Here is a 21,470-nt window from a genome sequence, read left to right on the forward strand (position 1 = left end):
GCCTTCATCAGCCCAATAGTAAAAAGCCGTTACGCCTGAGCCCTAGACGTAAACGGCCGATTCCTCACCATCTGTTTGCGATTACGTATTCGTCTCCTGTGAAGCCTCACTCAGATTTTCTAGGGCAACCTTGGGAGGTTCGTACTTTCCTGCCATGGACAGCGACGTCTGGTAGGCTGTTTTCGCCTCATCGATCTGGCCCATCCCTTCGTAACACAACCCCTTGTAATACCAGGCGTGGAAGCTACCCGATCCCTTCAAGGTCAGATGGCGAATGTTGTCATCCCCCATCTCCAGACAGTGATCGAATGTTTTCAATGCTTGTTTGTATTCCTTTTTTAAATAGTGAATGATCCCTTTATACAGATGCAAGTCAACATAGTCAGGATAGAGTGCAATTGCTTTTTCGATCCCTGGCCACGCTCCCTCTATGCTTCCCATCGAGATTAACGTGGAGTATTTCAGCTTGTATAGGAGTGAGGGGGGCAGCATGCTGTTTTCGATGAAGCCGATGATCGACAGGTTCACGAACTTGAACGTTTTCTCATGCTCCTGAATACGTGAAAATTCACTTGCGAGATGATACTCGATCCAGGGGGAGTGGCCCTCTTTATCCAGCTCTTTCATCAGCAATTGAATATTGCGTTCGAACTTCTTCTTCCTGCCGGTAAATTCATTCATATAGCCGTAATGATAAATCCGTATCGGCAAAATTTGAATGTGGCGATCCTCTGTCAGAGTAGGGAGAACTTCTTCTACGTTGAGCGTTTCATGAATGGGAAACTGGAAACGAAAACCGATCCCATTGCGAAACAAACGCGAGTGAGCGATATGAAAAGCATCGTCTTCATTTTTTTCATCTCCAACATAATTGATTAATTGAATATAAAAAAGTGACTCCTCTTTATTGCGAAGCAGCTCTTTTAATCGTACAATGTCTTCTCCATCCATTTCTTCATCTGCATCCATCCACAGAATCCATTCCCCTGTTGCTTTTTCCAATCCGAAGTTCCGCGCTTCAGCGAAATTATCCCGCCATTCATACGCATATACAGTAGCACCGAACGACTCACATATTTCTATAGTTTGGTCAGTAGAACCGGTATCTACAATAATCATTTCGTCCACTAGATTCTTCAAGCTATCCAGGCATTTGCGAATGCACTCTTCTTCGTTTTTGACGATCATGCACAAGGAAATTTTGGGTGACTCGGACATCATTTTCATCCCCTTTTCCACCAGCAATGAGATTGGTATACCAAATCCCCCTTTACTATATGAATGGCTCCTGTTTACAGAACCTTTCATTTCCACATGGCATAGGTAGTTAGTGGCGGATATTCATAAAGAAGGCAGGGATGTTCAACATGCATGAATCTTGTCCATTATGCCACAGTGTTCAGATTGAGCTTTTTCACGAGTATCCGAGCTTTTCGCTCATCTCGTGTAAAGATTGTGACCTCGTTTTTAGGCCACATCTCGATCAACTCAATGCTATTGAGATCGTTACTGACATATACGATGCGGATTGGGTTGCCATGCGGAATCAATACGCTAAGAAAACTTTTACGGAACATGCGATTTTCAACATTTTACTGCTCGAGATGTGGTGTCCGGCAAAAGGAAAGCTATTGGAGATTGGACCAGGGACAGGGGAAATGTTGTACCTGGCTCGTGAGGCAGGCTGGCAGGTGATCGGTGTAGAGCCCTCTCCTGCGTCTTGTGCATACGCCCATGATCGGTATGGATTACAACTGATTCATTCCTTATGGGACGCCTCCGTTCTCGATGAAGAACTGAAAGGGAGCTTCGATGCCATCGTCTTTTGGCATGTTCTCGAGCATATTTCTAATCCGAAACAATACCTTGAAGAATTGAAGGAGTTTTTAAAGCCCGGAGGAAAAATCCTCTTCAGTGTTCCGAACAAAAAATCTTTCACGAATGAACTACTCGGGGTTTACTCTCCGTTGTATACAGAAAGCGATCATCTCTTCCATTACTCGCGAAACAATCTACAATCTCTTCTCCAACAAGGCGCCTGGCAAGTTCTCACCATCTTTTCGCGAGAAGAAACGAATCGTCTTGAGAGCCATTTGCAAAAAATAACCGGTCTAACCGATTTACCTCTTACGGATATTATGAGGCTGTCCGTAATGCTCCAGTCAGCCTTCCAAGGCCACGAGATTTTTTGTATAGCCACACAACAATCCCAGAATACGACCATGAATGAGCAGGAGGTGAACAATGCAGATGAAGAAACCCAAGCTGACTCTTTCCATGGTTGTGAAAAATGAAGGCGATCGCTACCTCAAAAGTGCGCTGGAAGCACACAAAGACTTCATTGATGCCGCTGTCATCATCGATGATGGCAGTATCGACAACACCGTAGACATTTGTAAAGAAGTTCTCCACGGCATTCCTCTCCATCTGGTAAAAAACACGACCTCCCAATTTTCCAACGAGGTGACCTTGCGCAAGCAGCAGTGGGAAGAAACGATTCTAACTGACCCTGGATGGATTTTGAATCTGGATGCTGACGAATTTATGGATGCCTCCTTTGCCTCAAAGGCTCAGGAGATCGTGGAACAGCATACATACGAGGCGATTTATTTCCGTCTGTATGATATGTGGAGCCCCACCCATTATCGGGAAGATCAATATTGGAGTGCCCATCAAATTTATCGTCCCTTTATGGTCAGGTATCGTCCAAACTTTCCATATATATGGAAGGAAACACCCCAGCACTGTGGCAGATTTCCGCTCTCGATCAACCATTTTTCATACATGTGCCACCCAGCACGTGTCAAACACTTTGGTTGGGCACGGAAAGAAGATAGACAAAACAAATACAATCGTTATCAGTTCCTCGATCCCGATGCCAAGTATGGGTGGAGGGAACAATATGAATCTATATTGGATGAACATCCCAATCTTATTGAATGGGTGGAATGAGCATGATCATGCGTGATATTGAAAAAGCACTGCAGCAGTCCAATTGCAATCACTGGAGATTCAACTCCCTGACGTTGAGTAAACAAGCCCTCGTTCATGTATGCCGAAACATCTATGTAGAGAATGAGATGTGTAAGGTTCTTCAATTGGGTGGGGGTGACTCCGCCCTGTTCTGGAAATCACTTGGCGAGCTTGAGCTTCTGCCGGTTCATGCCACAATTTTGGAACACCACCCCATCCGGGCAAAGGAACTCAAGGAAAGTCTGGTTGATACTCCACATCTAACTCTGGTCAGCAGCTCCTTGAAGCAAATTACTGACGAGGAATGGAAAAAGGTCTTCGATCATCCCAAACAGAGCAAGGAACGGTGGTCATCCATCGGACAGCTTGTTCCCGAGAGCCAGGCTGACCTGTTTTCCATCCGGCATGCGTTTTATTCCGATCTCGACCAACTATCCATACCCGCTCACTCCATTGACGTCATGATCGTTGACGGCCCTCACGGCAACGGACGCTCACTCGCCTATCCTTTGTTCTCTGATGTACTCAAGCCGGACGCACTGATCCTTGTGGATGATTTTGATCATTATCCATTTCTTGTCGATCTGGGCCAAATCTATCGGTACGAAGAGGTTTTCAGAGAGATCTCAGGAGATCGACGGTGGGTATTAGTGAAGCTCGCCGGGACAAAAACCGACACTCACGCCAACTAGATGAACCCCATCCCCTTCTAAACAAGCACCACAATCGCCCAATCTTCATATCCTGATCCAATCTCCGACCTCCTCCTCATCAATGACAGTGTCCGCCTGACCATGCAGGACGCCATCAAAAAAGAAATGCTCTTGCAATTTAAGCTGGATAATATCGTAAATAATCTTCTCCCTCAAATCCGTTCTTCCTAATCGAATAAGTAGCAAGACAAAGGTCCGGGCGTGTATACATCCCGGACTTTTTCGAGTTTCGACAATGCTCGCGGGCATCGTACAAATAGCGGTTCAGTAGGACATAAACCTACGCATACACTTACCGTAGTGAATAAAGAGGGGAGGGAATTGTTCACGCTGACAGCCTTTCGAAGTCACCGTTTGATGCGAAGAATGCCCAAAGAACCAAATACTTCAAAGAGGTGATCTTATGTCTCAACCGACAATTCCTAACATTACACCTACGATTTCGGTTACCATCGAACAATCCATTTCCTTGCTGTTGGCTTCTATCGCACTGGAGGAACTCGCTTTGGCGCATATTTTGAATGCTGAGGCTGAAAAAATTCAGTTTGTGGTAGGGACATTAGAAGTAAGGCCAGGAGTCGTGCCAACCATTCCTGATATTCTGACCATTAACAGCAGTGTTCGTAGAACGATGCAAGATGTCATCAAAAAAGAAATGCTCTTACAGTTCAAGCTGGAAAATGTACTGAGCATTATACCTACTGTCTCTACTTTTGACGAAGATTAGTATGTAGGTGTCATATTCCGATCGCGGTTACATAACATGTACTGCGAGGACTTTTACAGTTTATATATTTCATCACAGTTACGCGATTCTATGACAATCAAATCGTTTTAAAGGACCTGGTTATGTACTTGTCCAAAGGCGTCCTATGCAAATATGGGAAACAGATCGCCTTTGGGCAAGTCTTTCTTGTACGTACGACAAATCACACAAGCAAAGGATGTAGATACCTATGTCAATGCCCACGGTCCCTAATATAACACCTGAAATCATTCTGAAGCGCAGAGAGGTATTGAATTTACTCTTGACCTCGATTGCTCTGGAGGAAATCGGACTTTCTCACATCATCAATGCCGAAGGGGAAAAGATTCAAAAAATGGTGAAGGATCACTGCCTTTCACTCTCCGATGCACTAGCCTTGAACAATAGCGTAGAACGAATGCTTCGCAATGTGATCAAGACAGAAATGCTGTTACAGTTCAAGCTGGAGGACGTCATCAAGCTGGAGCATATGCAAGACCATCATGATGAAGACTTGCCTGATTTACCTGACCTCCCCTGCTACGAGGAGTAAACCGCCCCGCTATTCGGAACTGGTTTCCGGCGAATCATTATTTTATTGAAGAGGGATGATGATGACCTTACAAGATAAAATTCATGCGCGTGATGTGCCTACTCGTGACGAAGCCTTGAATCGTTTGCTGCAGTCGATTGCTCTGGAAGAAGAGGCTATGTCCAGACTTTTACATGCAGAAGCAGATAAAGCACTTGCTTTTGTTGAAAAAAATCTGGACTTCCCCAACAACCTCACCAATGACGAGATCATCACATTTAACCGAACGGTCATTTCGATCCTGGATTCGATATTGATGGCCGAGTGGCTGTTATTAAAAAAGCTGGATACAGCCATTCACATGTATCCCACAAAGTCAAAATCAAATTTTGATAGGGAAGATTCCGATGCTGAAGACGAGATTGATGAAATCACCCTTGATTACTAACCATTTATTATTTCAGGAATTCGAGGTCATTAGCCATGAAGAACAACAAAGGAACCGGTAACTATGACCAAACAATCTCCAAGTTAACCTATTCGATCACCCAGTTGGTTAATGGGTTAGAATCCCGACTGAATCAGGCCAAGGAATACGAACTTCTGTTGTTTGGCTACCAAATATCGACATTAATGAATCTGCTAGTCAGACTGCATTTGCACATACATAAAAAGCAGATTGCTCACAGTTTTCTTTCCGAACAACCCCATCCTCTTGATAATGCGAGCGAGACATATGCGCATGTCCTTGCTTCGCTTGCCCAGTTATCAAGATTTATAAATAATTGGAATTTTCCACATGCGCACATAAAAGCTATCATTGAGGATCATCTGCGTCAATTGCAAGCTTTTTACTTGGTAGATGAGGGTACAAATCAGATGAATCCAACGCATAAAGCGGTGGTACCTGAACGGGAAAAAATTCCATTATATGAAGTGCCGATACAGCCTGATCTGGAAGAGAGCTCTGCAGACGATGCGCCTATGCCTGTACTCATCGAAGAAGTCATACAGCCACAAACCTTTCAAGCTCACTTACCTCCTCCACTGTTGGGGAACGCTACGCGTATTCATACAGACAAACATCGCAAAGCCGTATCTCCAAATCCTCCCTTACTGACTAAAGCTGCGAATATCCCAACTCCCAAGAAAAAGAAAAAGATGAGTCCACAGCCTTCATCCAAAGTGGTCAAAATACGCTCTCAGAAGAAAATGAAGGCAAAACGGGTTCCTTCATACGCACGTCCTCCTTATCAAACAAGTTCGGTCGTTGTACGCATTGGGAATGTCACCCATATCATGTAAGCCTGAATCTATTAGAGGAGCCAGTAACTATGGTGCGTTTGGAATTGGTCGAAGTAGCCGGCAACAGCTATGTGGCTTCCGGCAAATATGGAATCGGTGTTTATTTTGACAAACCGAGCAAGACTGCCGTACTCATCGACAGTGGGCCGAATGCCTCCATCATTGAAGAAGTATGCGCTAAAATCAGCGAGATGGAGTATCAAATCGTGGCTGTTCTACATACTCACGGCCACGCGGTTAATCATGGCGGTAATTCGTATTTGAAGAAAACTTTCCCCAATATCCGCATCTGTGCCACACACCTGGCTTCTTATCTAATCGAGAATCCTAGCTTTGAACTGTTCGTGTTTGACGCAGGAACTGGCTCTGACGAAAAAGCCGAGGAGAACAAGGGAAGCAAACGGGCATTGGTCACTGATTATCTCCCTTCCAAGGATAGTACTTTTCACATCCATACCATTCCATTCAAAATCGTCTCTTTACCTGGGCATTCCCCTGGATTGGTCGGTATCATTACCCCTGATCATGTCCTTTATTGTGGGGATGCTTTATTTGGTCCTAAAACCTTGAACAAGCAAGATATCCTTTTTTATCACGATCTGATGGCAGCCAGAAGAAGCTTCAAGAAGCTATTAATGATGAAAATGAACGCGTATGTTCTTTACCATGGCGGACCGTACAAAAACGTCTCCGGATTAATTCTTAAACATCTCACGATTATGCGAGATACGTCTGATCTCCTGGAAGCATTCATTAAGGAGAATCCAAGCACGCTTGAACAACTGGTTCAAAAGGTCATGAACAAGTATGAATTGGAAGACAATTTGCAACGTCACGGTTTGACTACTTCCATTATCCTTGCCTATTTAAAAGAGCTGCAGCAAGCCAAAAAAATCGTTGCCCACGTCGAACAGGGTATGCTTGTATTCAGCAAATCAACCGAAGCCTGATGAATAGATGACGATGTATGGGGGTGTACGATGGAGAAAAAGCGTATATTAATTGGCAGCCCTATCCAGCAATTTCCTAACATATTGGAAGAATTTCTTCAATCGCTCACTGAGCTCACTGTCAAAAATGAGCAGGTACATTACATGTTCATTGAAGATAACAAGGACCCCCTGTCCAGCACACTCCTGTCCAATTTTGAAAAAGAAAATCATCATACGGTCATCGTGAAGCACATCGATGATGATGTGTATATCCGAGACGAACTGACTCATTATTGGACTGAGCGAAACATTTGGAAAGTCGCGCAAATGAAAGACTCGATTATTTCGTACGCGCTCAAAAAAGGATTCGATTACCTGTTCCTGATTGATTCCGATATCGTTTTACACCCGAATACTCTACAGCAGCTTATTCAGGCTGATAAAGATATCATATCCAACATTTACTGGACGCGCTGGCAGCCCGATTCGATTGAGCTACCCCAAGTGTGGCTGATGGATCAATACTCGTTGACGCGTGAAGGGGCCACCGAATCAGCAGAAAATCAAAGCTTTTTAGAAATGCTAAGAAAACCGGGGGTTTATGAAGTAGGCGGGCTTGGTGCATGCACCTTAATCCGACGAGAAGTGCTTGAAGCAGGGGTCAGTTTTAAACGAATATCGAACTTGTCGTTCTGGGGAGAAGATCGACATTTTTGTGTTCGCGCCGTTGCCATGGGCTTCTCTCTACATGTCGATACGCATCTTCCCGGGTACCACATCTATCGACAAGCGGATCTCGCCGGGGTGAATAACTATCGTAAAAAGAATGGCATAGCCATACGAAAGTCCAATCATCCGGGCATCAGCTTATGTATGATTGTCAAAAATGAAGAGGATGCTTTGGAGCGTTGTCTCTCCACGGCTGCCGACCTCGTTGATGAGATTATTATCGTAGATACCGGATCAACCGATCGCACAAAAGAAATCGCCTCCAAGTACGGCTCAACTATTTATGATTTTGAATGGATCGATGATTTCTCTGCAGCCCGCAACTTTGCGTTCAGCAAAGCTACTTGTCCGTATATTTTATGGTTGGATGCTGACGACGTAATTCTGGAGCAAGACCGCCAGCTTTTCCGCGAGCTGAAGCATACGTTGCATCTCGGGATCGACAGTGTCACGATGAACTACAACCTCTCCGTGGACAGCAACGGGAACGTAGCTTTCAGTATTCGCCGCAATCGCCTGGTAAAACGCGACCGCGGCTTTCGTTGGATCGGGCCTGTACACGAGTATTTGGAAGTGAACGGGAATATCATCAATAGTGATATCTCCATTACCCATCACAAGCAAAAAGAACACACAGACCGTAATCTGCAAATCTATCGACGACGGGACGCTAAAGGGGAAGATTTTTCTCCACGCGATTTGTACTACTATGCCAATGAACTTCGGGACAATCAGTATTATGAAGAAGCAATCACTTTCTACACAAAGTTTTTGAACACCCAACAAGGCTGGGCGGAAGATAACATTAACGCTTGCTTAAAAATGGCTTCTTGCTATTCGCATTTATACGAGCGCCAAAATGTGTTGTCATCCTTATACCGCACTTTCAATTATGATCGTCCGCGTGCAGAGGCATGTTGTCAGATCGGCGCATTTCATGTAGATGAAAAAAATTGGCCCTTGGCTATTTTTTGGTATGATCTCGCTACAAAAGTGGAACGTCCGGCTGAAAAGCTCGCACATATTGACCATGTGTCCTGGACGTGGCTGCCGCATCTTCAGCTCTGCTTATGCTACTCACAATTAGGAGATAACGAAAAATCACGTCACCACAATGACATTGCCTACTCCTACAACCCTACCCACCCCAGCGTCCTCTTCAATAAAAGGTATTTTGAGTCTCTGGGATGAACTTCCCACTCGTGATCATGTAAAAACCGTTCGGTAATAGCAAACAGTAAAAAGGGAATGTCTAAGTGGTCTCTCAAAAAAATACAGAAGCTGGGATGAACAGTTTCTTTTTCCCAGCTTCTTTTTTCGTCTTTTATTGGTTCACAGTAAGCGGCGAGGCGGATGCCTCAAACAGCTTGTACTCATACAGTTTTCCTTTTTATTCCTACTTCATCTTCCTAAAATCAACATCGATGATTGGCCACTCTTCTTCAATGACCCTTCTCAATCGGTCCATGGTTACCCGGTCCTCTGCTTCCATCTCTTGACCTTCAAGCGTTTGTAAAAAGACTACGTAGAGGATCAAGTGACGCAGCTTTAAAAAGTCTGGCAAATAAGCGAGCCATTCAGTCGGAAAATCGTTTTCCTGACGATATCCTTTTAAAAAGCTGGCAAAGAATTCTCTAATGAACAACTGCTTGTCTTCGGCCTGCTGCAACGGGCGAAAAAAAGCATAAAACAAAACGACGGCTATATCGTAGACAAAATAGTGATAAGCACTGTCATCAAAATCAAAAAGGGTAATGGCACCAGCATGTGCATGAAAATTGTGTAAATGCAAATCACCATGAATCATCCCGTACATGTCTTTGTCTTTCGGCAGGTTCTTCAACCGATCCAATAGGTCATTCGATTTCGCAATTACTGCTTTTTGATCCGATGGAATGAAACGCTGAAGGTTTACATGCTCTTCTTCGTACCATTCTTTGCGCTTCCATGCAGGATTCGAAGCTTGATACGATTTGCTCAAGGCATGCAGCTTGCCGGTGATTCGTCCCCATTCTTCAAAAAACGATTCGTTCCACATCACTTTCGTAGGGAGCTGACCTGGTGCCTTTTCATAAGCAACGGCAGTAAAATAGGATGCACGTTCTCCGATTACCTCTACCAGATGCCCCTGATCAGAAGGAATCGATTTGGCTACAGAGACACCGTTCTTTCCTAAATAATGGAGCCAGTCCATTTCTCCGTGAATCTCGCTCTCTGATCTTCTTGTACTATGCGAGATTTTTAAGATAAACGAGGCATTGTTTTTTGTATATTCGTATACATAGCTGTCAAACCCACCGAGGAACCTGACGTCTTCTTGTGTAACTCCATAACGTCTTAATCCTTCTTTCAAAATATGATCTGTGTACAGGCGTTGAATATGTGGCAGCACGCTAGCCCCTCCGACTCGTGCAATTTTGAAGTAAACTTGATGATCTTCCAACCTAGTTCTACTCCAAAACGCCCCGAATAATGAGTATAATTTTACCATAGTCACCAGTACCTGAGGAATCTAACACAGAAAGAGTGAACGTAGGTCATGTTTTTTCAAAAGCTGAAACGAAAGCGGTACCGCATTGGCTTCATCCTATTTTGCCTGATCCTGGTCGCTTTTCTGTTTCCGTCCTGGACCCCCTCTATAAAAGGGGCGAACGGTACCGTCATCCCCAACAGTATCGCTGTTCTTGAACAAGTTGAGCTTGGCGGTCTGCAGCAGTCGATATTAATTCGAGGCAAGGACAAGAACAATCCGATCCTGCTTTTTCTGCATGGTGGACCGGGTTATCCCCAGATTGCTTATGCCAGACAGTATCAAGAAAAGCTAGAGAACGATTTTATCGTCGTCAATTGGGACCAACGTGGTTCGGGAAAATCTTATCATTGGGGCATGTCCAGCGAAGATTTGCAGGTCGATAAGCTCATATCGGACACCAAAGATTTGACCAACTATTTGAAGCAAAAATTCAATCAGCCAAAAATCTTTATAGTCGGACATTCATGGGGAAGCCTGCTTGCTACCAGGACGGTTCAAAAATACCCCGAAGATTACTACGCGTACATCGGTGTAGGACAAGTCGCGTACTCGATGCTTGGCGAGCAAATGTCCTACCAATTTGTGCTGGAAGAAGCACGTCGGCAAAACAATGAACAAGCCATCAATGAGCTCACACTCATCGGCCCTCCGCCTTATCAAAATCCGCGTAAGGATGCCACGTTAGAAAGAAAGTGGGTCACTGCTTTTGGAGGCTCGGAACGAAAAAGCGATTCTTATCAGGCACTGATGAGCGGCATCCTATTTTCTCCTGAGTATACGTGGGTGGACGGAATTCGTCTGGCACTCGGCGATTCCTTTTCCAGAAGCGCAATCCTGCCCCAGACGCAGCATACGAATCTGCTCGAAACCGTTCCCGAACTGCGCGTTCCCGTCTATTTCTGCATGGGAAGATACGATTATATGACCCCTTCTCAGGTTGCATATAGCTATTTTGAAAAGCTGAAGGCTCCTGAAAAGCAGTTTATCTGGTTTGAAGAGTCTGCCCATTTTCCCCATTTTGAAGAGATAGAGAAATTCTATCAGCTGATGATCGACGTCAAAGAAAAAACCGGGCTATCCAGATAAGTCTCCAGATAGCCCGGTTTTAGTTGAATCACGCTTGTTGCAGCAAAAACTGTTTTCCGTAATCGCCATGGTCCAGAATGGTTGGGTCTTCAATCTGGATCGTCGAATGATCAATGCCATATTCGGTTTTCAGCAGATGATTTATCGCCATAATGACACAATACGGTTGAATGTTATCCCGTATAAAGACGTGTGCCGTCAACGAATAATGCTCTGTCGTTACAGCCCATAAATGAAGCTCATGCACATCCTCTACACCCTCGACCTTGCTGATTGCTTCACGGATGGCTTCGAGGTCGAATTGCTCCGGTACAGATTCCATCAAAACAGAGTACGATTCGCGAATGATTTTCGCCCCTCCGATAAAGATGATTCCCCCGATCACCATACTGATCAACGGGTCAAAAATGTAGTAGCCTGTGAAATGAATCAGTACAGCAGATGTGATAACACCAACAGAGCTGAGCAGATCGCCGATGAAGTGCCAAAGAGCGCTTTTTACATTGAGGTTGTTTTCTTCTTTTGTACTTCTGCTCAAAACAATTGTCAGAACGATATTTACGACTAGTCCAATAGAAGCAATGATTAACATCAGCTGCAAATCAACATCCTGCGGATTTATCATCCGCTTGATGCCTTCGATGACGATACCGATGGAAATAATCGCAAGTGCTAAACCATTCAGAAAAGAAGCGATAATTTCAAATCGCAAAAATCCGAAGGTGTACTTTTGATTCGGCTTTCTCGTCGCCATGTAGATCGCTGTCATGCTCAAGCCAAGTGCAACAACGTCAGAGATCATATGGGCAGAGTCAGATAAAAGTGCCAATGAGTTGGAAAGCAGTCCACCTACTACTTCAACTATCGTAAAAAACAAGGTCAGGATTAACGTGATCCACAATGTTTTCTTAGATTTACTTTGTTCTTTCACATGATTTAAATGATGATAGTCAGCATGTTTCATATGAGAACTCCTTTCAATTAAGTAAAATGAATACTATTTAATAATTATTTTAATCATACACTTTTTGTTCCCTTTTCTCAAATGAACATTTTATGGATAATACAAGTGATAGTCATTACCAATTAAGCTTCTTAGTGCTAGAAAAACCAGCATTTCACCGGATATTCCAGAGCGATTTCAAAGTGTATTTTCACTGAGAATCATGCTCACAAAATACGAACAGTCCACGAACGAAAAAGCTCCGTGGACTGTTTGTCACATTTCATGGATTAACCTGGATAAGGTATGCAGTGCTCGCTCCATATCTTCCTCATCCGCGTAGGCATAAGACAGTCTCAAATGGTGGCTGTCCGTCTGGTCATAAATATAACCGGGATTGAGCAGGATCCCTTCTGCGATTGCTTTGGAAAATAACGTACGCATGGAGACTGCCTGTCGCAGACGCAGCCATACATAAAAGCCCCCTTGAGGAACACTCCAGTCGGCAATGTCATGGAACCACTGATCCAATGCCTTGCACATCCGCCCTCTTCTCTCTCGAAGTGCCATTCGTGTATTAGTCAAATGCTGCGCATACCGTCCACCAGACAACCATTCAGCTGCCACCCATTGGGAGAGAACACTCGAGCCGTAATCAATTTGCATTTTCACATCAGCAAGTCTCTCAATGACTGGCTCCGGCCCCACGAGCCAACCGATCCGCAGACCAGGACTTAACGTTTTGGACAAGCTCCCCAAGTAAAGAACCAATCCATTTTGATCCCGTGTCTTAAGCGGCAACGGCCCTGGTTCATCCAGCCATAGCTCCCCGTAGACATCATCCTCCAAGATCGGCAAGCGGTCCCTTTCGCACACAGCCATGACCTGCTCTCTTCTCTGTTGGCTCATCAGAATTCCCGTTGGATTGTGATAGGCGGGAATTGTGTAAAGCAGTGCGCCATTATGCAGTTTCTTTTGCCGGGCTAGCGCTTCTGACTGTATGCCGTCCTGATCCATGCCGACTCCAACTAATCGCATTCCGGACGACTGAAATAGCGGCAACGAATACAAGTACGATTGCTGCTCCAATAAAATGGTTGAGCCACGATGCAGGATTCCGAGCGAAATCAATTGCATGGCCTGAAGCGCACCCGATACGACGAGAATCGAGCCAGGGGAGACCTCTATACCCCGGGTTCGCAGATAAGCGCTGATCGCTTGACGCAGCGCCAGCAGTCCCTTTGGCTCTGAGTATCCTAGTGTCGTCATTTTTCCGCGCAGGCCACTCATCACCTCTTCCATTCCTCCTGTAGGAATGAGCATAGGCGATAGCTCCCCTGTTCCTAGACGGATGTAGCTCGGATCGGGCTCATACCGATTGATTAACTGGATGGTTGGAATATTGGGAAGCTGCATCCCTGCCTGTACATATCCCATCCAGTCTGGCGGCGGGTTTGTCGTCAAAAGCGACCACGTATTGTTGCTAACGATCGTTCCGCTTCCCATAGTCGACTCAATCAAGCCCTCGGCCTTTAACTCCTCCAAAGCAGTCACCACCGTACTGCGATTTACCTCAAAGGCTTGTGCTAATGCACGCTGCGTAGGCAACTGGCTTTTCACAGGCCAATCACCCGAGGCGATTTTTTGTCGTATGTACGAAACGATTTGCAAATAAACGGCTATATCTGATGACTTGTCGGGCTTCCAGTCCATGGTGAGCAAAGTAATTCCCCCTTCCATGTTTCATTTTACAGATTGGTTGAGCCAGAAGTAAACCAATTGGCTGGAGACAGTAGGAGGAGAAACAGGAATAATGACAGTATTCGCAATCAACTGGAAGGACATAAGGAGGAACATTTGTGATCGAAGCAATTTTACATGGGCTCGTACTTGCATTCGGACTCATTTTGCCGTTAGGTGCCCAGAATGTCTTTGTATTTAATCAAGGTGCTGCCCAACCCACTTTTTGGCGGGCTCTCCCTGTAGTAGTCACAGCATTTTTGTGTGATATGCTGCTGATTTTGTTAGCAGTACTCGGGGTTTCGCTCGTCGTACTGACGATTGCGTGGCTCAAAACGGTGCTCTATGTCGTCGGTGTGTGCTTCCTGCTGTACATGGGGTATCTCACCTGGCGGAGTCGTCCTGCGGTGGATGACAGCGAGGCCCAGCAATTTTCCGCCAAGCGCCAAATCATGTTTGCTGCGTCTGTCTCTCTTCTCAACCCACACGCGATTTTGGATACCGTCGGTGTGATCGGAACTAGCTCTCTCAGCTACACTGGTACTGAAAAATGGGGATTTACGCTTGCTTGCATCATTGTCTCTTGCCTGTGGTTTATTGGTCTCGCTGTTGCTGGACGAATGGCTGGAAAGCTCGACCGCTCCGGGCGATTGCTGCGTGGTTTAAACATCATTTCCGCTATCATCATGTGGGGACTTGCCCTGTATATGGCCAGCCAGCTATTCTTTCTTTAATTCCTGAAAGGGTGCATAAACACAGCCTCCCCCACTAAAAATACTCCTAGTCAGATATACACGAGGTTGTTCAAGATGTCGTCTTTTTGAACACGCACTACACGGGGAGGTTCGTCATGTTTTTTACCAAATCAGACGCCCTACTGGATGATCTTTATGAGATCGCAAAAAACGTTCATGAATCAGCTGTATATTTTAATGAATATAAAATCTCTTCTTTAGAAACGGTGAAAGGCTTTGCGGATACGATGAAGGAGTATGAGTCAAAGGGTGACAAGCTGATTCACGAAATCATCGTCAAAATCAACAAGACGTTTATTACCGCGATCGAGCGGGAGGATGTCATGGAGCTGGCAGTAAAATTGGATGACGTACTCGATGGACTGGAGAGCTGTGCATCCCGTCTTTATATGTACGACATTACGGAACCTGATGAAACCATGGTGAAATTCGGTCAAATCATCGAGCATGCCACCCACCAGATCTTGCTTGCAATCGAGCTCTTGCAACACCAAAAGCTGACAGCGATGAAAGAGTTTATTATTCGGATCAATGATTTGGAAAGCGAAGGCGACGAGCTTCTCCGCATCAGTATTCGACAGCTTTTTAAATTAACCACCGATCCGATTCACATCATCCAGTTCAAAGAAATTTACGAGGTTCTAGAGGACGTCATGGATCATTGCGAGGACGTCGCGAATGCGATGGAGACCGTCATCATGGGCAATACATAAAAAAACCTCTATCGAGGACTTTTCATGGAGGAGCGACCGCGTTTTAGCGGTTGGTTTTTATGCGCTCCAGAATTCATAAGCATTGCGCTTATAAATTCTTATACGTTAAAACAAGGAGACTACTTCCATGCATACGAGCCTGACCCTCATTGTCATTGTCGTCATTCTTGCCGTTTTCTTTGATTTTATCAATGGATTTCACGATACAGCCAATGCGATTGCCACAACCGTATCCACAAAAGCACTCCCCCCAAAAATTGCCGTTGGTCTTGCTGCTATCATGAATTTTATCGGAGCCCTCACTTTTACAGGTGTTGCCAAGACCATCGGAGGGAAAATCGCCGACCCCGCAAAGCTGGAATACGGGGTCCTCATTGTCATGGCAGCTTTACTCGCCTCGATTTTTTGGAACCTCATTACGTGGTGGTACGGGATACCAAGTAGTTCTTCCCATGCCCTGATCGGGTCTATCGTCGGAGCCGTGATGGCTGCGGCAGGTACTTCTCCGATCAATTGGGGAGGCTTCAGCGAAATCTTCAAGGCATTGATTATTTCTCCGATTATCGCTCTTATCGCCGGCTATCTTTTGATGATTCTGATCTACGCGATTTTTAGGCGCGTCGCGACCCCTCCCTCCAAAATCAACAGACGGTTTCGCTACTTCCAAATTCTGACCGCTGCTCTGCAGTCGTTTACACACGGTACAAACGATGCCCAAAAAGCGATGGGAATCATCGTCTTCGCTTTGGTGGCGGCTGATTTGCAGTCCGATCCTGGGCATATTCCGTTTTGGGTACAATTGATTTGCGCCATCTCCATGGGGCTTGGCACGTCTGTCGGCGGGTGGAAAATCATCAAAACTGTCGGAGGAAAAATCACCAAAATCGAACCGATCAATGGGGCGACTGCAGATCTGACTTCCTCGTCCATCATCTTTACCTTTACACAGCTAGGCTTGCCTGTCAGCTCGACGCATGTGATTTCCTCGGCAATCATGGGTGTCGGAGCCGCTAAGCGATTGAAGAGCGTCAACTGGGGGGTTGCCAAACGAATTGTTATCACCTGGTTTATCACCTTGCCGATCTCTGTACTCATTTCAGCGCTGATCTACTTCTTGCTGCATTTATTTGTTTGAAGACATCAAGCGGTACCAAAACAAAAGCGAAGCCCCTTCCAAAGCAGCTGTTTGCAGCAGCATCCGGTCTGGGGCTTCGCTTTTTTTATGGTTTAGTAAATATCCTTTTTTTGGTATAACAAGGAGTATGAATAGCAACACGTACTTGCATGATAATCATCGTTCAAGTGAAGTGGAGTTGAAAATCATGAATGTAAATCAAAATCAGCGAATTCTCTATGCGGAATTCAAGAATCAAATTCAATTACCGATACTGGATATTACTCATCCTCTTTTCAACGCAAGTATCGATGAACAGGCGTATCATTTGAACTGTCTCAAGTCAGCCCGGAGCATTGAATCATTAAAGAAAATGCCTGGCTTTATCCGGAACATCTTTGTGAAAATGTCGAATGTTGACAATTCCTATCTTAGCGGCATGCGTACTTTGCTGTACAAACTTGGCCCCTACTTAAGCCGGGGGATAAAATTAGGTTTTCGGGACAAGTGGGCGGTGAAGCAAACCTCTTTCATGGGACTTCGAATCAGGCTGAGGGATCTTTGCCGACGCCAGTCGAAAATTTTACTGCCTCAGCTCAAGCAATTCCCGGAACGGAACCTTTGTTTCTTCAATATAGCTGGAGGAGCCGCTACCGATAGTATCAATACTCTGATTCTCATTCAGGAATCGGACCCGGATTTACTCAAGGGACGGAAGATTGAAATCAACATTTTAGATATCGATCCCTACTGCCCCCATTTTGCAAAACGGTGCATCGATGTTTTGAAGCAGCCAGGGGAACGCTTCCATGGCCTGGACGTTACCCTCAATACTATTCATTATGACTGGACCGAATCGGAAGCATTACGAAAGATGAGTTTGGAACGTTCCGGCTGGATTCAGCTCTGTTCATCGGAGGGCGGTCTCTTTGAATACGGTTCGGATTCAGATATCATTGAAAACGTAAACCATTTCTTTACCAACTCTCCGGCTGATGCCCGGATCACAGGCTCATTCATTTTCGACCGGGCGCATGTAAATCCGGGATACTTGGGATTTACAGAGTTTATTGGCGTGCACATCCGCTATCTCGGCCTAGAGGGGTTGCAGCGAATTTTAACCCAAACCTCGTGGGTTTTGGAAGAATTCCATGAAATTGATACGATCTATATTCTGTTTTCATTGAAGAAAGCATGACTTAGGTCAAAGATATCTATCAATTCCATTCATTTGTGCCCCATCAGACTGGACCTTCATTGAGAAGTTTGGAGAAGGGCGGGAATAACAATCTGAGCCTGCCTGGTTACATAGCTGTCGTTTTTTAGCTGCTCCTGAATGGCTTTCCACTTTTCCTCTGTCAACAGATCAGACAACCGTTCACCAAACGCTTCTTTCGTTGCCGCACGTGTGCTGGTATAGGTTCCATCTGCAAAGTGGAACTCAATCGCCTCCAAGTTATCCACCAAGGCAAACGCCGCAAGGGAATTGTAGAGCAATGCCCGCTTCAGCTCGATTTCTTGCACACTGCTTGCAGGCTCACTGTACATTACTTTCAGCGTGAGCTTGTCAGAGTCCAACTCAAATGTTTTCGATATGCTTTGCAGAGGTAGATGCTGAAACAGATTCATGAGATTGGACGCATTTCCCATGTACTTGTTTTTATATTTCAAAATAGAACCGAGATCGTGCGTAATCGGGCTTTGCTGCTCTCGCTGATACTGCTCTTCTTTAGCCTGATTGCCGGGAATGATGTAGCCTTGAATCAATATGAAGAGAGCAATTCCTGTGATTGCCAAAACAATAATGATTCTATGCCTCGTAACCATCGTATTCACCTGCCTCGTATTTCATCATCAGCCCTGGAATGATATGAAACAGCATCGGTATGAGGAGCGAAACAAATGGCAATGCATACTGGATACCAAGCATTGCAAAATGGTACGGTCCTGCGATTTTAACCTGCGTCTGAAACCAGATGTTGCTCCCAAAGAGCATGGCAGTGTTGTAAAGAATCGATACAGTGATAAACACCACCCAGATGACCCAAACCAGCTTTCTGCGACGAAAAGCGGCCTGCACATCAAAAGTCGCCGTCCGGCGCAAGTACATATCTTGCTTTTTCAAACGCAGCACCAAGTAAACAATCCCTAAAACAATACTCCCCAGCAAAAATAGTTCGTTCAGTAAAACCCCACTCCCGACGATTCGAAAAGGCATCGTAACAATCCAGGCGATCAGGAAATACAACAAACCTTTTTGCACCAGCTCTGCTGTCATTTGATTTACGTAAACTCTCGTTTGATCATCGATCAGATCATCAATCGAGGTAATGCTTCTCTTTGCAATATCAATCGCTTCGTTATACGCCAATCCGCCTGCTGTCAAATCGGCGACCTTTGCTTCGAGGTTACTCAGTATCTCACGCTTCAGTTCTCTGACTTGTTTGCTGCTCTTGTACTTTGCAAACAGTTGGTCCACATGCTTGTGTAAACGCTCCATCAGCTTTGATCCTGCCTTTCGATTAATTGATCAATGATAACTTTGGCTATCTTCCAGGATTCCAGAGCAGCCTCGTACGCTTCCTTCCCCAACCGTGTAACCTTGTAATATTTTCGTCTGCCGCCCTGTGTTTCGTCTCCCCAATAAGAGACGATCTGCTTTTGCTTCTCCAGCCTTTTCAAGCTTGTATACAGGGATGGCTCCTTCAATTCGTATTGGCCGCCGCTATTTTTAGCGATCGCCTTCATGATTTCATAGCCGTAATTATCTCCTTCGCAAAGCACGCGCAGAATAATTGCGTCGAGATGCCCGCGAATGATATCGCTGCTAATATTGCTTTCTCCCATCAATTTCACCTCGCGAATACAACATAACACATATTACTATGTGTGACAATGTACTTCATCAAAAAAGGGTCCCCATTTAAAGGGAACCCTCTACAGAACACGGCTTTGCAAAATATATTTTCTTGGTTAGTTCAAACCGTCACAGGACAGGATAATAGTAACAACATCATGGATTTTTGCGTTCAAAGGAGCTGATATGCCTTGTCTTTTCAACGGTTCCGGCAATTTCGTTATCCACTCATCGCTCTGTTTGTAACGATCGCCCTTTTGTGGACACATCATCAGACTCGTCTGCATACCTCTTTTGCAGCCGCCTCTCGGACCCAGACCGTCACGATTTCCAGTGCCGGATTTTTGCCGAATCGGTTAGCCATACGCGAAGGCGATCTCGTCTCTTTGATGATTGTGAACACAGATACACGTCCACATAATCTGGCTATCCGCGAGCTAAACCTGGCGTCCAGTGAGTTGAAGCCTACCCAATCAACCATGCTGCAATTCTCGGCTGATCGAAAAGGCCAATTTTCTTTCGTGTCCGATTCCCCCGGTTATCCAGAAACGGGCTTTCAGGGAACGCTGGTCATTGAGTAGTCGTTACCTCTTCTTGTTGTACCTGCTGCTTCCATGGACCATACTTAATTATCAAAAGCGGGATAATCCCGATCGCCGTCATAACTCCAAAGAACAAATAAATGGCAAGCATCGAATACGAATCCTTAATCCAGCCTGCCACCAAATTGCATAGCATCGTCCCGAGCCCGCTTCCGACCGAGGAAAAAATGGCAATCGCCGTCACTTGCAAGGAAGCGGGTGTATTTTCTCTTACAAACTGCGCCGCTGTCGCCAAATAAAAGCCGACAGAAATCCCCTGGATAAAGAAAATCGCCAGGACCGCGGTCGTACTCGGTGCCGAGCTGTACCAGAACCAGCGAAATGCTGAGAACACCGCTGCAAAAAGAAGCGTCAGCTCTAGGCCGTATTTGCGGACCAAAATGCCAGCCAGCTTCATAAAGGGCGCTTCACTGCCTGCAAACAGCAAAAATGCCAGTCCAACTCCGGCAACCGTTCCCCCGATTTCCTGATAGTACAGCGAAAACCAGATGTTATTGGCATTCACGGTTCCGATAATACAAAACGAAGCCAACAAAAACAGCAAAAACCGGGGAATTCGCAGCAAATCCTTCATCCCCTTGAACATACTGACTGTAAAACGTGAAGATTCAGCCACTTCTTCTGGCACGCGCCACAGAAACAGGATGGCAATGAGCAGAGCCACGCAATACGAATAAAACAAAACAGATGGGCCCCATCGCTCTACCAAAAGTCCCGTGACAAATGCTGCCAAAGCGAAGCCAACCGCTCCCCACATGCGGATATCGCCAAATTGGAGCTGCCTTTTTTTGGCGAAGCCCAAAGCCAAGCTGTCCGAGATCGGAATGACTGCGCTTTGGAAAAGGGATAGAACAACATAGAGAAGCAACACAAAAGCAAAAGTGGAGACAGTCGTAAAAAGAAGTCCCACCAAGCCCGAAACAATCAAGGTCAGGAGAAGTATCGTCTTGCGAATTTGAAAACGGTCACAAATCATTCCCCACATCGGCTGCGCCACAATCGATACGACGGGCGCAACCGCACTGATCATGCCAATTTGCGTGCCTGATAATTGAATGGATTTGTAATATTGGGTAATTAACGGCGAAAAAGCGCCAAACCCGTAGTAAATAAAAAGAAAAAGGGCAGCAAAACTAACATATTTGCCAGTATCGCTACCCCTTTGATTACCGGATGGTATTTCCGACATATAACTCTC

24 protein-coding genes are annotated in these 21,470 nt (G+C 45.4%); 16 read left to right on the forward strand and 8 right to left on the reverse strand.

Going from position 1 to position 21,470, the window contains the following annotated elements; genetic code table 11:
- Positions 1–81: 81 nt before the first annotated feature.
- Positions 82–1,218 carry a glycosyltransferase gene (locus ADS79_RS28250; protein ID WP_049742167.1) on the reverse strand — a complete coding sequence of 379 codons (1,137 nt, stop codon included), beginning with the start codon at positions 1,216–1,218 and terminating at the stop codon, positions 82–84.
- Positions 1,219–1,367: 149 nt separating this feature from the next.
- On the opposite strand from ADS79_RS28250, the gene ADS79_RS28255 reads away from it, so the two are divergent.
- The 10 genes from ADS79_RS28255 to ADS79_RS28295 all read left to right on the forward strand — a co-directional run bounded on the left by ADS79_RS28255 (position 1,368) and on the right by ADS79_RS28295 (position 9,120).
- Complete coding sequence (locus ADS79_RS28255; RefSeq protein WP_049742168.1) at positions 1,368–2,294, forward strand: class I SAM-dependent methyltransferase; 927 nt, start codon at positions 1,368–1,370, stop codon at positions 2,292–2,294.
- The gene (locus tag ADS79_RS28260) at positions 2,245–2,952 is read left to right on the forward strand and encodes a glycosyltransferase family 2 protein (RefSeq protein ID WP_236700130.1); all 708 of its coding nucleotides are present in this window, start codon (positions 2,245–2,247) and stop codon (positions 2,950–2,952) included. The genes ADS79_RS28255 and ADS79_RS28260 overlap by 50 nt, the downstream gene beginning before the upstream one ends.
- Before the next feature lie 2 nt (positions 2,953–2,954).
- Positions 2,955–3,665, forward strand: coding sequence for a hypothetical protein (locus tag ADS79_RS28265; RefSeq protein ID WP_049741783.1), 711 nt, complete (start codon positions 2,955–2,957; stop codon positions 3,663–3,665).
- Between the two features lie 102 nt (positions 3,666–3,767).
- On the forward strand, positions 3,768–3,857 hold the full coding sequence (locus ADS79_RS36860) for a hypothetical protein (RefSeq protein ID WP_476727178.1): 90 nt from the start codon (positions 3,768–3,770) through the stop codon (positions 3,855–3,857).
- Between the two features lie 232 nt (positions 3,858–4,089).
- On the forward strand, positions 4,090–4,413 hold the full coding sequence (locus tag ADS79_RS28270; protein WP_049741784.1) for an alpha-helical endospore appendage domain-containing protein: 324 nt from the start codon (positions 4,090–4,092) through the stop codon (positions 4,411–4,413).
- Between the two features lie 229 nt (positions 4,414–4,642).
- Entirely contained in the window at positions 4,643–4,984 is a 342-nt protein-coding gene (locus ADS79_RS28275; RefSeq protein WP_049741785.1) for an alpha-helical endospore appendage domain-containing protein, read from the forward strand.
- Between the two features lie 61 nt (positions 4,985–5,045).
- Complete coding sequence (locus ADS79_RS28280) at positions 5,046–5,411, forward strand: alpha-helical endospore appendage domain-containing protein (RefSeq protein ID WP_049741786.1); 366 nt, start codon at positions 5,046–5,048, stop codon at positions 5,409–5,411.
- A gap of 35 nt (positions 5,412–5,446) precedes the next feature.
- Positions 5,447–6,268 carry a hypothetical protein gene (locus ADS79_RS28285; protein ID WP_049741787.1) on the forward strand — a complete coding sequence of 274 codons (822 nt, stop codon included), beginning with the start codon at positions 5,447–5,449 and terminating at the stop codon, positions 6,266–6,268.
- Positions 6,269–6,297: 29 nt separating this feature from the next.
- On the forward strand, positions 6,298–7,218 hold the full coding sequence (locus tag ADS79_RS28290) for an MBL fold metallo-hydrolase (protein WP_049741788.1): 921 nt from the start codon (positions 6,298–6,300) through the stop codon (positions 7,216–7,218).
- 30 nt (positions 7,219–7,248) lie between these two features.
- Complete coding sequence (locus ADS79_RS28295) at positions 7,249–9,120, forward strand: glycosyltransferase (RefSeq protein ID WP_049741789.1); 1,872 nt, start codon at positions 7,249–7,251, stop codon at positions 9,118–9,120.
- Positions 9,121–9,325: 205 nt separating this feature from the next.
- Here ADS79_RS28295 and ADS79_RS28300 read toward each other — a convergent pair whose 3' ends face one another.
- A complete protein-coding gene (locus tag ADS79_RS28300) occupies positions 9,326–10,372 on the reverse strand; it encodes a phosphotransferase enzyme family protein (RefSeq protein WP_049741790.1) in 1,047 nt (348 codons plus the stop codon).
- A gap of 96 nt (positions 10,373–10,468) precedes the next feature.
- Between ADS79_RS28300 and ADS79_RS28305 the strand changes: the two genes are divergently transcribed.
- The gene (locus ADS79_RS28305) at positions 10,469–11,548 is read left to right on the forward strand and encodes an alpha/beta fold hydrolase (RefSeq protein WP_049741791.1); all 1,080 of its coding nucleotides are present in this window, start codon (positions 10,469–10,471) and stop codon (positions 11,546–11,548) included.
- Positions 11,549–11,576: 28 nt separating this feature from the next.
- Here ADS79_RS28305 and ADS79_RS28310 read toward each other — a convergent pair whose 3' ends face one another.
- Together ADS79_RS28310 and ADS79_RS28315 are read right to left on the reverse strand one after the other, a co-directional pair.
- The gene (locus ADS79_RS28310; RefSeq protein ID WP_049741792.1) at positions 11,577–12,512 is read right to left on the reverse strand and encodes a cation diffusion facilitator family transporter; all 936 of its coding nucleotides are present in this window, start codon (positions 12,510–12,512) and stop codon (positions 11,577–11,579) included.
- Positions 12,513–12,767: 255 nt separating this feature from the next.
- Positions 12,768–14,213, reverse strand: a complete 1,446-nt coding sequence (locus ADS79_RS28315) for an aminotransferase-like domain-containing protein (protein ID WP_049741793.1) — start codon at positions 14,211–14,213, stop codon at positions 12,768–12,770.
- Positions 14,214–14,350: 137 nt separating this feature from the next.
- On the opposite strand from ADS79_RS28315, the gene ADS79_RS28320 reads away from it, so the two are divergent.
- The 4 genes from ADS79_RS28320 to ADS79_RS28335 all read left to right on the forward strand — a co-directional run bounded on the left by ADS79_RS28320 (position 14,351) and on the right by ADS79_RS28335 (position 18,011).
- Positions 14,351–14,965, forward strand: a complete 615-nt coding sequence (locus ADS79_RS28320) for a LysE/ArgO family amino acid transporter (protein ID WP_049741794.1) — start codon at positions 14,351–14,353, stop codon at positions 14,963–14,965.
- A 116-nt stretch (positions 14,966–15,081) separates the two neighbouring features.
- Positions 15,082–15,699 carry a DUF47 domain-containing protein gene (locus ADS79_RS28325; protein ID WP_049741795.1) on the forward strand — a complete coding sequence of 206 codons (618 nt, stop codon included), beginning with the start codon at positions 15,082–15,084 and terminating at the stop codon, positions 15,697–15,699.
- Between the two features lie 127 nt (positions 15,700–15,826).
- Entirely contained in the window at positions 15,827–16,834 is a 1,008-nt protein-coding gene (locus tag ADS79_RS28330) for an inorganic phosphate transporter (RefSeq protein WP_049741796.1), read from the forward strand.
- Positions 16,835–17,021: 187 nt separating this feature from the next.
- Complete coding sequence (locus ADS79_RS28335; RefSeq protein ID WP_049741797.1) at positions 17,022–18,011, forward strand: hypothetical protein; 990 nt, start codon at positions 17,022–17,024, stop codon at positions 18,009–18,011.
- A gap of 56 nt (positions 18,012–18,067) precedes the next feature.
- Here ADS79_RS28335 and ADS79_RS28340 read toward each other — a convergent pair whose 3' ends face one another.
- The 3 genes from ADS79_RS28340 to ADS79_RS28350 are packed head-to-tail and all read right to left on the reverse strand — an operon-like array spanning position 18,068 to position 19,660.
- Positions 18,068–18,640 carry a DUF4825 domain-containing protein gene (locus ADS79_RS28340; RefSeq protein ID WP_049741798.1) on the reverse strand — a complete coding sequence of 191 codons (573 nt, stop codon included), beginning with the start codon at positions 18,638–18,640 and terminating at the stop codon, positions 18,068–18,070.
- On the reverse strand, positions 18,624–19,313 hold the full coding sequence (locus ADS79_RS28345) for a permease prefix domain 1-containing protein (RefSeq protein WP_049741799.1): 690 nt from the start codon (positions 19,311–19,313) through the stop codon (positions 18,624–18,626). Before ADS79_RS28345 ends, ADS79_RS28340 begins: the two co-directional genes overlap by 17 nt.
- Entirely contained in the window at positions 19,313–19,660 is a 348-nt protein-coding gene (locus tag ADS79_RS28350) for a PadR family transcriptional regulator (protein WP_049741800.1), read from the reverse strand. Before ADS79_RS28350 ends, ADS79_RS28345 begins: the two co-directional genes overlap by 1 nt.
- Positions 19,661–19,861: 201 nt before the next feature.
- On the opposite strand from ADS79_RS28350, the gene ADS79_RS28355 reads away from it, so the two are divergent.
- Entirely contained in the window at positions 19,862–20,251 is a 390-nt protein-coding gene (locus tag ADS79_RS28355) for a cupredoxin domain-containing protein (protein WP_049741801.1), read from the forward strand.
- Here the strand turns inward: ADS79_RS28355 and ADS79_RS28360 are convergent.
- A complete protein-coding gene (locus tag ADS79_RS28360; RefSeq protein WP_049741802.1) occupies positions 20,241–21,461 on the reverse strand; it encodes an MFS transporter in 1,221 nt (406 codons plus the stop codon). The genes ADS79_RS28355 and ADS79_RS28360 overlap by 11 nt on opposite strands.
- Between the last annotated feature and the right edge of the window lie 9 nt (positions 21,462–21,470).

Origin of the sequence: Brevibacillus reuszeri, from assembly GCF_001187725.1 — a bacterium.
GTDB lineage: Bacteria > Bacillota > Bacilli > Brevibacillales > Brevibacillaceae > Brevibacillus > Brevibacillus reuszeri.